General features: G+C 33.0%; 12 protein-coding genes. All 12 read left to right on the top strand.

Translation table 11 applies throughout. The features are described 5' to 3' along the window. Window positions 1-483 precede the first annotated feature (483 nt). The 12 genes from ndhC (at window position 484) to nuoM (ending at window position 14,074) form a co-directional block, all read left to right on the top strand. Window positions 484-897, top strand: coding sequence for an NADH-quinone oxidoreductase subunit A (gene ndhC, locus M9407_RS00150; protein WP_250237430.1), 414 nt, complete (start codon window positions 484-486; stop codon window positions 895-897). Beyond that, complete coding sequence (locus M9407_RS00155) at window positions 863-1,573, top strand: NuoB/complex I 20 kDa subunit family protein (RefSeq protein WP_250237135.1); 711 nt, start codon at window positions 863-865, stop codon at window positions 1,571-1,573. The genes ndhC and M9407_RS00155 overlap by 35 nt, the downstream gene beginning before the upstream one ends. A 37-nt stretch (window positions 1,574-1,610) precedes the next feature. Further along, entirely contained in the window at window positions 1,611-3,401 is a 1,791-nt protein-coding gene (gene nuoC, locus M9407_RS00160; RefSeq protein WP_420022287.1) for an NADH-quinone oxidoreductase subunit C/D, read from the top strand. Window positions 3,402-3,414: 13 nt separating this feature from the next. Further along, complete coding sequence (nuoE, locus tag M9407_RS00165) at window positions 3,415-3,936, top strand: NADH-quinone oxidoreductase subunit NuoE (protein ID WP_250237139.1); 522 nt, start codon at window positions 3,415-3,417, stop codon at window positions 3,934-3,936. Continuing rightward, a complete protein-coding gene (gene nuoF / locus M9407_RS00170; RefSeq protein WP_250237141.1) occupies window positions 3,933-5,264 on the top strand; it encodes an NADH-quinone oxidoreductase subunit NuoF in 1,332 nt (443 codons plus the stop codon). The genes nuoE and nuoF overlap by 4 nt, the downstream gene beginning before the upstream one ends. Window positions 5,265-5,380: 116 nt before the next feature. After that, on the top strand, window positions 5,381-8,140 hold the full coding sequence (gene nuoG / locus M9407_RS00175; protein WP_250237143.1) for an NADH-quinone oxidoreductase subunit NuoG: 2,760 nt from the start codon (window positions 5,381-5,383) through the stop codon (window positions 8,138-8,140). Beyond that, window positions 8,137-9,111 carry an NADH-quinone oxidoreductase subunit NuoH gene (nuoH, locus tag M9407_RS00180; protein ID WP_250237144.1) on the top strand — a complete coding sequence of 325 codons (975 nt, stop codon included), beginning with the start codon at window positions 8,137-8,139 and terminating at the stop codon, window positions 9,109-9,111. Before nuoG ends, nuoH begins: the two co-directional genes overlap by 4 nt. A 26-nt stretch (window positions 9,112-9,137) precedes the next feature. After that, window positions 9,138-9,683: an NADH-quinone oxidoreductase subunit NuoI gene (gene nuoI, locus M9407_RS00185; protein ID WP_420022288.1), complete on the top strand. Its 546-nt coding sequence runs from the start codon at window positions 9,138-9,140 to the stop codon at window positions 9,681-9,683. A 33-nt stretch (window positions 9,684-9,716) separates the two neighbouring features. Continuing rightward, the gene (gene nuoJ, locus M9407_RS00190; protein ID WP_250237146.1) at window positions 9,717-10,253 is read left to right on the top strand and encodes an NADH-quinone oxidoreductase subunit J; all 537 of its coding nucleotides are present in this window, start codon (window positions 9,717-9,719) and stop codon (window positions 10,251-10,253) included. Between the two features lie 11 nt (window positions 10,254-10,264). Then, window positions 10,265-10,567, top strand: coding sequence for an NADH-quinone oxidoreductase subunit NuoK (gene nuoK, locus M9407_RS00195; RefSeq protein WP_250237148.1), 303 nt, complete (start codon window positions 10,265-10,267; stop codon window positions 10,565-10,567). Then, window positions 10,564-12,450, top strand: a complete 1,887-nt coding sequence (gene nuoL / locus M9407_RS00200; protein WP_250237150.1) for an NADH-quinone oxidoreductase subunit L — start codon at window positions 10,564-10,566, stop codon at window positions 12,448-12,450. Before nuoK ends, nuoL begins: the two co-directional genes overlap by 4 nt. Before the next feature lie 82 nt (window positions 12,451-12,532). Further along, window positions 12,533-14,074 (top strand): NADH-quinone oxidoreductase subunit M, encoded by a 1,542-nt coding sequence (gene nuoM, locus M9407_RS00205; RefSeq protein WP_250235070.1) that lies wholly within the window; start codon window positions 12,533-12,535, stop codon window positions 14,072-14,074.

Raw genomic sequence — 14,074 nt, forward strand, 5'->3', positions numbered from 1 at the left:
TGGTTTTCTATGGTTTTGTGATTATTAATTTGGAAAATGCATATTTGAAAGAATGATAGTAGTAGTATATTGAATTTTAGTTGATTTCATTTAGATTCTATACTTATGATCGCTATATATATCCTGGCAGGGATAGACTGATTACTGTATACTATACAGTAATCATATCATCAACAGTGTTGTATGATGCTGTATGTGTGGGGTTTTATATCATTTTTAATTTTAACTTGTACCCAATTAAAATAGCTAATAGTAAATAGTTTCATAAATTCATGAAATAAATGATTAAGTACGTCGTCATGCGTGCATTTTTAATGAAACGTGACAGTAAAAATTTGATGTTTATATTTCATAGTAGTCAAACTTATAGTTTGATGTAAATGTAGTATTCAATAACAAAAAAAGCAGGTATATAATTTGTGTGATACTTATCATTGGGGTTTAATAACATTTATAGTTGGTGCCTTATTTTTATGTGTTTTTATGTTGTTCTGTGGATATTTTCTGGGAGGACGTTCAAGTGCACGTTCTAAAAATGTGCCATTTGAATCGGGAATTGAATCTATAGGGAATGCTAGAATACAATTCTCTGTTAAATTTTACTTAATTGCGATGTTTTTTGTAATTTTTGATGTAGAGGGAATATATGTGTATGCTTGGGCTATATCTATACGAGATGTGGGTTGGGTAGGGTTTAGTGAGATTTTTGTTTTTATTTTTATTTTATTAGTAAGTTTAGTATATTTAATACGAATTGGTATGTTTGATTGGATAGAACAATCATCACGACATGTCCATTGTGTAGATTATTTTAATATTGATACTTCGAGATATTTAAAAAAAGTAATAAAAGGCAGCAGATATGAAATATACTTTAACGACAGCTCGAATAGATAATGGTGAAGATGAGCAATATCCTCTTCAAGACAAGAAGATTGTGACAGATCCATTAGAAAAGAATATTCAACGGAATGTTTTTTTTGGAAAATTAAGTGTTTTTTTACATAAAATTGTTAATTGGGGGCGAAGCAATTCTTTATGGCCTTATAATTTTGGATTATCCTGTTGTTATGTTGAAATGACTACCGCGTTTACTGCAATACATGATGTTGCACGGTTTGGGTCAGAAGTGCTACGCGCATCTCCTCGTCAAGCAGATTTTATGGTTATAGCGGGTACTCCATTTCTTAAAATGGTACCAGTAATACAACGATTATATGATCAAATGTTAGAGCCTAAGTGGGTGATTTCTATGGGGGCTTGCGCGAATTCCGGAGGTATGTATGATATTTATTCTGTGGTGCAAGGAGTAGATAAATTTCTTCCTGTGGACGTCTATATCCCTGGATGCCCACCTAGACCTGAAGCGTATATTCAAGGGTTGTTATTATTAAAAAAGTCTATTCATGAAGAACGGCGTCCACTTTCTTGGGTGTTAGGAGATGGAGGAATATATAGAAAAAATATGGATTCAGAGCGTCAACGCAAACATAATACTCGTATAGCAGAAACTATTTTATCTTCTCCAGATGATGAACTTAATGTATATTCAAAACAAAACGGTGAGACATAATCAAGATTTTAAGAATTTTTGTGATAATTTACATTAGTTGGTGGATATTATGCGTGATGATTCTACAGGGGCGTCTTTAATTAAAAATATTTACCCGATATTAGATGATTTATTCTCTGCATTCAGTTCTGTAGATTTTGTGCTACAACCTACTCATACTGGAATTCTAATAATTTGGATCAAACGTGAGATGATAATTCCGGTGTTGACATTTTTAAAAACAACATCAAAACCGTATATTATGTTATATGATTTGCATGGTATAGATGAAAGGTTGCGTATACATCGTGAAGGATTGCCAGAATCGGATTTTACAGTGTTTTATCATTTAATTTCCATATTACGTAATGATGATATAATAATCAAAGTTCCTTTGCTAGAGCAATCTCTGTACGTACACACAATAGTGTCTGTGTTCGCAAATGCGAATTGGTATGAACGGGAAACATGGGAAATGTTTGGAATTCATTTTGATAAACATCCTAATTTAACACGTATAATTATGCCAAAAAACTGGAATGGATATCCGTTACGTAAAGAATATCCAGCTCGTGCTACAGAATTTGATCCTTTTATTCTTACGAAACAAAAAGAAGATTTAGCAATGGAAGGATTATTATTTAAACCCGAAGAATGGGGCATGCATAGACATAGTAAACATGAAAATTTTATGTTTCTTAATTTAGGACCTAATCATCCTTCAGTGCATGGAGTATTTCGTGTTATTTTACAATTAAATGGAGAAGAAATTATAGATTGTGTTCCAGATATTGGTTATCATCATCGAGGTGCTGAAAAAATGGGAGAACGACAGACTTGGCATAGTTACATTCCTTATACTGATCGCATTGAGTATTTAGGGGGCTGTGTCAATGAAATGCCCTATATATTAGCTGTCGAAAAACTCGCTGGAATTACAGTACCGGATAGAGCAAAAGTGATCCGCATTATGCTGTCTGAATTATTTAGAATTAATAGCCATTTATTATATATCAGCACTTATTTACAAGATGTAGGTGCTATGTCTCCGGTTTTTTTAGCGTTTACTGACAGACAGAAGATTTATGATGTTATTGAATCCATTACTGGATCTCGTATGCATCCGGCATGGTTTCGTATTGGGGGGATTGCTCATGATTTGCCTAGAGGTTGGGAGTGTTTATTAAGAAAATGTCTTGATTGGATTCCGCATCGTGTTGCTTTTTATGTTAAGTCAACATTAGAAAACAGTATATTTAAAAAACGAGCGTGTGGTATTGGCGCATATAATGCCAAGGACGCATTAGATTGGGGTGTGACTGGATCAGGATTGCGTGCTACTGGCATTGAATTTGATATACGTAAATCACGTCCTTATTCTGGATATGAAAATTTTGATTTCGATGTGCCAGTAGGAAATGGAATCAGCGATTCTTACAGCCGAGTAATGTTAAAAGTAGAAGAAGTATATCAAAGTGTACGTATTTTGGAACAGTGTTTAAAGAACATGCCAATAGGTCCATTTAAATCAGATCACCCTTTAGCGACTCCTCCTATGAAAGAATACGCCCTACAACATATAGAGACTCTCATTGCGCATTTTCTTCAGGTATCATGGGGTCCTGTTATTCCAGCTAACGAGTCCTTTCAAATGATTGAAGCCACAAAAGGTATTAATAGTTATTATTTAATTAGTGATGGGAATACTATGAGTTATCGTACTCGTATTCGTACTCCTAGTTTTCCTCATTTACAGCAGATTCCACATGTTATTCGTGGTAGTTTAATATCTGATTTAATTGTATATTTAGGCAGTATTGATTTTGTTATGTCTGATGTAGATCGTTAATACATGGAGAAATATGAGTAATATTAAAATTAATGATATGTCTACTAATTTAACTAGTAATGATTTTTTTCAATTAAGTCAAGAAGAATGTAATGCTATTCAAGAAGAATGCACACATTATGAGGATATGCGTGCCGCTTCTATTGAATCGTTAAAAATTATTCAAAAAAACCATGGGTGGGTACCAGATGAAGCAATTATATTGATTGCTAAAATATTATGCATTTCTGCTGCCGATCTAGAGGGTGTCGCAACATTTTATAATCAAATTTTTCGTCAACCGGTGGGTCGTCACATTATTAGATATTGTGATAGCGCGGTATGTTACTTAGTTGGGTGTGAAAAAATCAAAAACACTTTAGCATATCTGTTAAATATTACGGTGGGTAGTACAACTTCAGACAATCGCTTTACCTTATTACCTACTTGTTGTTTAGGTATTTGTGATAAAGCTCCAGTTATTATGATAAACAAAGATATTTATCCTTGTATAGTTCCGGAAACAATTACAAAATTGTTAGGACAGTATCTATGAGCAATATTTATGATGTTAGTGCAGAAAATAATCCACTTACATGGAGAATGCGTGACGATAAACAACCAGTATGGTTGCGTGAATATAAATCTAAAAATGGGTATCGAGCTGCGTATAAAGCAATTACTCGTATGTCTCCAGAGGAGATTATTGGATTAATTAGAAATTCAGGTTTAAGAGGTCGTGGTGGTGGGGGATTTTCTACCGGAATAAAATGGTCCATGATGTTTCAAAATAAGTCAGTCTGTTCTCGTTATTTAGTGTGTAACGCAGATGAAATGGAGCCAGGAACTTATAAAGATCGATTTTTAATGGAACGATTACCTCATTTGTTATTAGAAGGTATATTAATTGCAAGTTATGCTTTAGGGGTGTCACGAGCGTATATTTTTTTGAGATATGAATATATGATCGTGGCGGAATATTTAACTCGTGCTATAGCCGAGATTAGATCAATTGGGTTGATTGGTAAAAACATATTAAATAGTGAGTTTAATTTTGAGTTATTCTTACATACAGGAGCTGGAAGATATATTTGTGGAGAAGAAACAGCGTTGATTAACGCCTTAGAAGGTCGTCGAGCAGTGCCGCGTGCTAAACCACCTTTTCCAAGTCATATAGGACTGTGGGGAAAACCTACATGTGTCAATAATGTTGAAACGTTATGTAACATTCCAGGAATTATTGACCATGGGATCACTTGGTATAGAAACATTTCTTCTAAAAAAAGTAATGATTCAGGTACAAAACTAATGGGATTTTCGGGGAGAGTAAAAAACCCAGGGGTTTGGGAGCTACCTTTTGGTACGACTGCTAGAGAAATTTTAGAAGATTATTCTCAAGGTATGTGTCCTGGTTTTAGCTTAAAAGCATGGCAACCTGGGGGTGTAAGTACAGATTTTTTAACTAAAGATCATTTAGATACACCTATGGATTTTGATAATATTGCTATTTCTGGCAGTAGATTTGGAACTGGTATGGCAATAGCAATAGATAATACTGTAAATATGGTGTCTTTAGTGCGTAATTTAGAAGAGTTTTTTTCACGAGAATCTTGTGGTTGGTGTACTCCTTGTAGAGATGGTTTGCCGTGGATAGTAAAATTATTGATTTCTTTAGAAAATGAAGATGGCAGGCCTGGAGATATAGAGTTATTAGAGAAATTGTGTTGCATACTCGGACCTGGAAGGACTTTTTGTGCTCATGCCCCAGGAGCTATAGAACCTTTGAAAAGCGCTTTAAAATATTTTAAAAATGAATTTGAATTGGGTATTTATAAATTTTACAAACAAGAATTGAATCGTATTACTTGTGTGCAAATCAATTAAAAAATTTTTTATTAAAAAAATAAATATAATCATTTATATGTTCAATATAAATGATGTACATTGATGATTTTTAAATTTTTTCAGCCCCCCACAAAATATAAAATTGGTATATTAACATGATGATTTCTATTTATATAGAAGGGAAAAAGTATACAGTGGAAGACTCAAAAAATATACTGGAAACATGTTTGTCTCTTGGATTCGACATTCCTTATTTTTGTTGGCATCCTGCTTTAGGCAGTGTCGGAGCTTGCAGGCAATGCGCAGTAAAACAACAACATTTTGGTAGCACAATAAAAGATGCACAAAGTCATTTAGTGATGTCTTGTATGACACCGGTATCAGATGGTAGTTCTATCACTATTTTTGATAATGAGGTAGAAGAATTTAGAAAGAATATATTAGAGTTGTTAATGATTAATCATCCTCATGATTGCCCGATATGCGAGGAAGGAGGTAATTGTCATCTTCAAGATATGACAGCAATGGTTGGACAAACATATCGTCGTTATAGGTTTAATAAGCGTACACATTATAATCAATATTTGGGACCGTTTATTGGGCATGAAATGAACAGGTGTATTACTTGTTATCGTTGCATACGTTATTATAATGATTACGCCGGTGGTGATGATTTAGGGGTATTTGGGGTGCATGATAATATTTATTTTGGACGAGTACAAGATGGTATGTTACAAAGTGAGTTTTCTGGAAATTTAATAGAGATATGCCCTACTGGAGTGTTTACTGATAAAACACAGTCACAAAATTATACCCGTAAATGGGATATGATTTTTGCGCCGAGTATTTGTCAACAATGTAGCGTTGGATGTAATATTATTGTAGGCGAGCGTTACGGGAAGTTGTGTCGTGTTGAAAATCGCTATAATGGCAATATTAATGGTTATTTTTTGTGTGATCGCGGCCGATTTGGATGTGACTACGTTAATATTAATAATAGACCTAAAATTCCATCGAATAAGCAAGGTGATGATTGGGTTGTGTTGAATGAAAGACAAGCGGTACAAGAGGCTGCTAATGGATTAAAACATAATTGTAACAGGATAATTGGTATTGGATCTCCTCGCGCCAGTATGGAAAGCAATTTTTCTTTATTAAAATTGGTAGGACCGGATAATTTTTATAATGGGATTAATAATCTTGAACAAGAGCGATTATTGTTAATCATTGAAATATTGTGTAATAGTGGTATTCAAGTTCCGTCGTTACGCGAAGTGGAAATTTATGATACAATATTAATATTAGGAGAGGATTTAACTCAAACTGGAGCACGAGTAGCATTGGCGATACGTCAGGCAGTTAAGGGGAAAGCCCGTAAAGATGCAGAGGCTCAAGGAATTTTTGATTGGCAATCTGCGGCTATTATCAATAGCGCTCAAGGTATTAAAAATAATATATTGATAACTGGGGTCGATAAGACTAAATTAGATGATGTTGCTGTATTAACATATTATGATTCAGTACAAAATCAAGCGCGGTTTGGTTTTGCTATTGCTCATGCGTTAGATCATACTGCTCCCGAGGTTAAAGATTTTGATTCTAAACTAAATGAGAAATTAGATATAGTTGTGCAAAAATTAATGGAAGCGCGTAAGCCGTTGATTATTTCAGGAAGCAACGCAGGTAGTAAAGAATTAATTGCTTCAGCAGCAAATATTGCTCGTGCTTTAAAAAATCGTGGGAGTGAAGTCGGAATTACTTTTATTGTAGGAGAAGTAAATAGCATAGGTTTAGTAATGTTAGGTCAAAAAAGCCTCGATGCTGCTCTTGTAGATATTTGTAGTACTAACACTTCATCCGTTGGTTTAATCGTCTTAGAAAGTGATTTGTATCGCCATGCGAAGGCAAATCAAGTTGATGTTGCTTTAAATAAGGTTAATTATTTAATTGTATTAGATCATCAATATACTCTAATTCAAAAGAAGGCAAATTTAGTTTTACCAGTTTCTAGTTTTGTTGAAAGCGATGGTACTGTGATTAATTACGAAGGGCGTGCACAAAGGTTTTTTCGATTGTATAAGCCACAAAGTTATGAAAAAAATATAGTTATTTTTGAAAGTTGGAGATGGTTATATTTGATACATGATTGTTATATAAATTATATTAGAAAAAAAAACTTGCATATTGATCAGATTATAGATGCTATTATTTATTATTTTCCAAAATTAATTGGAATTAAACAGGCATCTCCGGATGCATCTTTTCGTATATGTGGACAAAAACTAGCTCGTGCACCGCATCGTTATAGTGGACGTACAGCGATGTATGCTAATGTTGATGTACATGAACCCTATATATCACAAGATGATGATACGATGTTTTCTTTTTCTATGGAAGGTAATCATAGTGTTCAATCTTGTCATAAACAAGTGGCGTTTGCATGGGCTCCGGGATGGAATTCTCCACAAGCATGGAATAAATTTCAAGATAAAATAGGTGGGAATTTGTATTCTGGTAATCCGGGAATACGTGTATTACACACTGGCAATGGTTCAACATTGAATTGGTTTAATATGATTCCTCAATCTTTTAAAACTATGAACAATGTTGATCGGTGGTTAATAGTACCTTATTGGCATCTATTTGGTAGTGAAGAAACTTCTCAGAGATCCCAGTGTATTCAAGATTGTATGCCAAATCCTTATGTAATGCTCAATCAATTAGATGCGTTGCAACTAAAAATACAGAAAAATATGTTGCTTAAATTTACATGTGCTGGTCAAATTTTATGTTTACCGATCAAATTTAGTACTAATTTACCTACAGGTCATATTGGATTGCCTTTAGGTTTTCCAGATATTCCTTTATTTTTATCTGGTATGTATGCACAAGATGTTCAAGGAGTATTATTATGATATTTGAGTCGTCAGAAATTGTTACGCAACATTCTTTTTCCACTATTTTTAATGCGGTAATTATTTTGTTAGTGGTAGTTGCTTGTGGTGCATACATGAGTTTTTTAGAACGTAGGTTATTGGCGTTGTTTCAAAATCGTTATGGTCCTAATAGAGTAGGTTGGAATGGTTCATTACAATTATGCGCTGATTTAATTAAGGTTATGTTCAAAGAGGATTGGATCCCTCCATTTTCTGATCGTATTGTATTTGTTTTAGCCCCAGTGATAGCTTTTATCTCATCATTAATGAGTGTATTGATTATTCCTTTTACGCCTACATGGGTAATATGGGATTGTAATATTGGTATATTATTCTTTCTTATGATGTCAGGATTAATGGTTTATTCAGTATTGCTTGCAGGTTGGGCAAGTAATAATAAATATGCTTTAATTGGGGCTGTGCGTGCTGCAGCTCAAACTCTTAGTTATGAGGTGTTTTTAGGATTATCCATAATGGGGGTAGTTGCTAAAGCTGGATCGTTTAATTTAAAAAATATAGTTGAAGATCAATTATATCTATGGAATGTCATTCCTCAATTTATAGGATTTATTACTTTTTTTTTAGCGGGTATGGCTTTGTGTCATAGACATCCATTTGATCAACCAGAATCAGAACAAGAGTTGGCAGATGGTTATCATATTGAATATTCTGGCATTAAATTTAGTTTATTTTTTATTTCTGGATATATTAATATGATTGTCATTGCATCATTCATTGTAACACTGTTTTTTGGAGGGTGGCAAGGGCCTTGGTTTCCTCCTGTGATTTGGTTTGTTACTAAAACTTTTTTATTGTTGATTCTGTTTATATTGATACGTGCGGCGTTACCACGTCCACGTTACGATCAGGTTATGATAATAGGTTGGAAGATTTGTTTACCGATGACGTTATTTAATTTATTAAGTACTGCTGTTGTTATTTTATTATAATTATTAATATAGGTTAAATATATATTATGGTGAAGTTAAAAAAGATTTTTATAGATATTGGTTCTATATTACGCAGTATTTGGATGGTAGGAATGCAAGCATTTAGTAAACGTGAAACTCAGATGTATCCTGAAGTTCCGTATGCTCCATCACCTAGATATCGTGGTCGTATTGTATTGACTCGAGACTCTTCAGGTCGAGAACGTTGTGTAGCTTGCAATTTATGCGCCGTAGCTTGTCCAGTAGGGTGTATTTCTTTGAAAAAAGGAGAATCTACAGATGGCCGGTGGTATCCAAAATTTTTTAGAATCAATTTTTCTAGATGTATTTTTTGCGGTATGTGTGAAGAGGCATGTCCAACAGCAGCCATTCAATTAACTCCAGATTTTGAAATGAGTGATTTTAAAAGACATGATTTAGTGTATGAAAAGTCTGATTTATTAATATCGGGTCCCGGAAAATATTTAGAGTATGATTTTTATCAATTTTCTGGTAAGGAAATATTAGATAAAAAAAAGGGGGACGCGATAAAAGAATCAAAGCCTATAAATGTTAAAAACATATTGCCTTAATTTTAAAATGATGGTTAATGAGAGGAGTGTAGTATGACGGCTCTATTTTATATTTCTGGAATTATAACGATATTGTCTACGATATGCGTAATACTGCATTATAACCCAATGCGCGCTTTGTTATACTTAATAGTTTCATTTTTATCTATATCATGTACTTTTTTTTCTTTAGGAGCATCTTTTGCTGCTGCCTTGGAAATTATTGTTTATGCCGGAGCTATTATGATTTTATTCGTATTTGTAATAATGATGCTTAATACGAAAAATGTTATCTTTGGTATACAAAAAGAAAGTAGATTTTTAAATCCCATATTATGTTGTAGTTCTTCGTTGTTGGTAGGTATTTTGCTTGTGATTTTGTTGTATATATCCTTTGGATTAAAAGATGATTTGATAAATGTAAATAACTCAATAATAGACTCAAGACAAGTTGGTATTGTATTATTCGGGCCATATCTATTAATGGTAGAGCTAGCATCATTTTTATTATTAAGTGCGTTGATTTCTGTGTTTCATTTGTCTCAAAAACATACATTATCTGATGATTGTATTGATTTTATTCAATTGTAAAAATATGAAATATGATTCCTTTATCGTATGCTTTTAGTTTATTTATAATTTTATTTATATTAGGTTTAGTAGCTATAATAATAAGACGTGATTTACTGTTTATATTATTAGGGCTAGAAATTATGATTAACGCTGCTGCTTCAGCATTTGTAATAGTAGGATCTTGTTTGGGGCAATCAGATGGTCAAGTTATGTATATTTTAGTAATTACTTTGTCTGCTTCTGAATCTGCAGTTTCTTTAGTATTATTACTTCAATTATTTCGTCGTTATCATACATTGCATGTTGATAATATTAGTGAGATGCGTGGATGAATTTACTTTTTTTAACTATACTTTTCCCATTATTAGGATTCGTTACGTTAGCTATTTCTCAAGGAAAATGGTCAGACAATACTTCTGCTATAATAGGGGTAGGTACGGTAGGTGTATCAGTGTTGGTTGCCATATACAGCATATTTAATTTTTATTGCAATTCCAGTAATGACGTTAATTTTGTGTATGTGCAGGAACTTTGGACGTGGTTCACTATTAATGCCTTATCTATTACTGTAGCACTTAGATTAGATGGGTTGTCCGTAATCATGTTATCAGTAATTATTGGCGTTGGGTTTATCATTCATTTATATGCCGCTTGGTATATGAGTGGATGCGAAGGATATTCTCGCTTTTTTGCCTACACTAATTTATTTATGGCAAATATGGTGCTTTTGGTGCTTTCAGATAATTTGTTATTGATGTTTTTTGGATGGGAAGGTGTAGGATTATGTAGTTATTTATTAATTGGGTTTTATTATTCTGATTATAGGAACGGAATAGCAGCTTTAAAAGCATTCATTATTACTCGATTTGGAGATCTATGTTTGGTATGTGCGTTATTTATGATTTACGATCAATATCGTACCTTGAGTCTTAGTAAATTACTAACGTTGGAACTGACGTGTCCATCGTATCATATTTTTAATGATATTACATGGATATCTTGTATGTTACTTATTGGGGCAATAGGCAAATCAGCTCAGTTACCCCTACAAACTTGGTTAATTAGCGCTATGGCTGGCCCAACCCCGGTGTCGGCATTGATTCATGCAGCTACTATGGTTACTTCTGGTGTGTATTTAATAATTCGTATGAATAAGTTTTTTTTGATGACTCCAAGTATTTTATATTTGACCGGTATTATTGGTTCATTAACTGTAATTTTATTCAGTTGTTCAGCGTTATTTCAAAGTAATATTAAAAAAATTTTAGCGTATTCTACTATCAGTCAAATAGGATACATGTTTTTAGCGCTCGGAGGACGACATTGGGATGCAGCTATGTTTCATTTAGTAACACATTCTTTTTTTAAAGCGTTGTTGTTTTTATCTGCAGGTTCATTAATTTACGCTTGCAGATATGAACAAAATATTTTTAAGATGGGGGGATTATATAAATTTATACCTTTAATTTATGTTTGTTTTTTAATAGGCGGAGCGTCTTTATCTGGAGTACCTATAATTACTGCTGGAGTTTATTCAAAAGAAATGATCATGTTAAAAACATTAGCTAATCATGATTATTTTTTCTTGTTATCTGGATTAATAGGAGTATTTTTAACACCTATTTATACGTTCCGAATGATTTTTGTTGTGTTTCATGGTGATAAAAAAATAGAGCCACGTGTATGTAATAAAATTACTCAAAATTTACCTTTAATCTTATTGTTATTGTTATCAACGTTTATTGGTGGATGGATAAAATTACCGGTGTTAGCAGATACTATAATTACTAACCTTGGTGAGATGCGTAATCATAGTCAAATATATCTTGAAATAATATCGGGGATTTTAGTAATGCTTGGTATTTGCTTGGCATCAATTTTTTGGATGGATCCTTTGAGTAGGATTACAAGACAGATTATTAAACCTCGTGTAACAGAAGTAGTAGAACGATACATAGTATTGCTATGTTACTATGGATGGGGATTTGATTGGCTTTATAAATGGATATTTATAAAGCCATATTTATTTATAACAAAAAAATTATCTTATTCTGATCCCGTTGATGTAATCGTGAATATCATCGTATCGTTATTATGTTGGCTGAAAAATGGTTTGATATGCAGTGAAAATGGTAAACTCAGTTGGTACATTGTATCGATGAATATAGGGGCAATTACGATATTAATCATGATATTAATTTATGATCATCTGTAAATGAATGTAGTATTATTGGTTTATAATATGAGGAAATACAAATATTTAATGTATATGTTTTAGAGAGAAAAATAAAAATAATATGTTATTAGTTATCTTAATATTTATCCCTTTTATTTTTGGACTGTTATGTTGGCAGTCAGAACGTATTGGATATTGGGTACCGCGTTGGGTTGCTTTATCTGGAATGAGCATAACGTTCATTATTACTGGTTTTTTATGGCAGTATGAGCACCATGATCTATTAAATGTGTATTCAACAGAACATGTGTTTCCTAAATGGCAATTAGAATACATGTATCCTTGGATCCCAAGATTTGGAATTAGCGTTCATTTAGCGTTGGATGGGTTTTCTTTGTTGATGGTGACGTTAACTGGATTTTTAGGATGTATGGCGGTGTTATGTTCTTGGTGTGAGATTCAGCGTTACCACGGTCTTTTTTATCTTAATTTATTGTGGATTTTAGGTGGAGTTATTGGTGTTTTTTTGTCAATTGATATGTTTTTGTTCTTTTTTTTCTGGGAAATAATGCTTATTCCGATGTATTTTTTAATATCTTTATGGGGACACAAAGAATTTAATAGAATCGGTCGTATTAACACTGCTATTAAATTTTTTGTTTATACTCAATTTAGCGGATTATTTATGTTAATTTCTATTATTACTCTTGTTGCTATAAATCATGATATACATGGTGTGTGGTCGTTTGATTATCAAGATTTATTAAATATGTTGCTGCCAGTGAATACGGAATATTTAATTATGTTGGGGTTTTTTTTTGCTTTTGCAGTAAAAATGCCAATTGTTCCATTTCATGTTTGGTTGCCTGATGTGCATAGTCAAGCTCCTACTGCTGGGTCAGTTGATTTGGCAGGAATTTTATTAAAAACAGCGGCTTATGGATTTTTTCGATTTGTTTTACCGTTATTTCCTTGCGCTTCAAAATCTTTTGCTCCAATTGCCATGTGTTTGGGTCTGTTAAATATTTTTTATGGAGCTTGTATGGCATTTGCACAAACTGATGTCAAACGTTTAATTGCATATACCAGCATATCTCATATGGGATTTGTATTGATCGCAATTTATAGTGGCACTCATTTATCATATCAAGGTGCTGTTATACACATGATTTCTCATAGTTTATCTGTTTCTGGAATGTTTATAATTTGTGGTCAATTATATGAGCGAACACATACTCGAGATATGCGTTTGATGGGAGGATTATGGAGTCGCATGCATTTAATTCCTGCTTTTTCTTTATGTTTCGCAGCAGCAACACTTGGATTACCTGGTACTGGAAATTTTATAGGAGAAGTGACAATTTTGTTTGGCAATTTTCAATCAGCACCTATAACTACAATAATAGCTTGTTTTGGGATAATATTGTCATCAATTTATTCCCTTATTTTAATGCAACGTATATATTATGGTCCAATATTGGTTTCCAGAGGTAGTAAAATCGGGTTGTTGAAAAATATGACACTACGGGAAAAGAATATTATTATAATGTTGTTATCGTGTATTTTTTTGATTGGTTTTTTTCCACAATATATTTTGAATGCTTCATATACGACAATGCACAATCTTTGTATTTGGTTAAAAGAATACAATTGTTCAATGTGA

It is taken from the genome of Blochmannia endosymbiont of Camponotus sp., assembly GCF_023586365.1.
Taxonomy (GTDB): Bacteria; Pseudomonadota; Gammaproteobacteria; order Enterobacterales; family Enterobacteriaceae; genus Blochmanniella.

Excerpts from the sequence above, each read along its gene's own strand:
- nuoF (WP_250237141.1), top strand. The coding sequence starts at position 3,933 with ATGAGCAATATTTATGATGTTAGTGCAGAAAATAATCCACTTACATGG.
- nuoI (WP_420022288.1), top strand. The coding sequence starts at position 9,138 with ATGGTGAAGTTAAAAAAGATTTTTATAGATATTGGTTCTATATTACGC.
- nuoG (WP_250237143.1), top strand. The coding sequence starts at position 5,381 with ATGATGATTTCTATTTATATAGAAGGGAAAAAGTATACAGTGGAAGAC.
- nuoH (WP_250237144.1), top strand. The coding sequence starts at position 8,137 with ATGATATTTGAGTCGTCAGAAATTGTTACGCAACATTCTTTTTCCACT.
- nuoJ (WP_250237146.1), top strand. The coding sequence starts at position 9,717 with ATGACGGCTCTATTTTATATTTCTGGAATTATAACGATATTGTCTACG.
- M9407_RS00155 (WP_250237135.1), top strand. The coding sequence starts at position 863 with ATGAAATATACTTTAACGACAGCTCGAATAGATAATGGTGAAGATGAG.
- nuoM (WP_250235070.1), top strand. The coding sequence starts at position 12,533 with ATGTTATTAGTTATCTTAATATTTATCCCTTTTATTTTTGGACTGTTA.
- nuoK (WP_250237148.1), top strand. The coding sequence starts at position 10,265 with ATGATTCCTTTATCGTATGCTTTTAGTTTATTTATAATTTTATTTATA.
- nuoE (WP_250237139.1), top strand. The coding sequence starts at position 3,415 with ATGAGTAATATTAAAATTAATGATATGTCTACTAATTTAACTAGTAAT.
- nuoL (WP_250237150.1), top strand. The coding sequence starts at position 10,564 with ATGAATTTACTTTTTTTAACTATACTTTTCCCATTATTAGGATTCGTT.
- ndhC (WP_250237430.1), top strand. The coding sequence starts at position 484 with ATGTTGTTCTGTGGATATTTTCTGGGAGGACGTTCAAGTGCACGTTCT.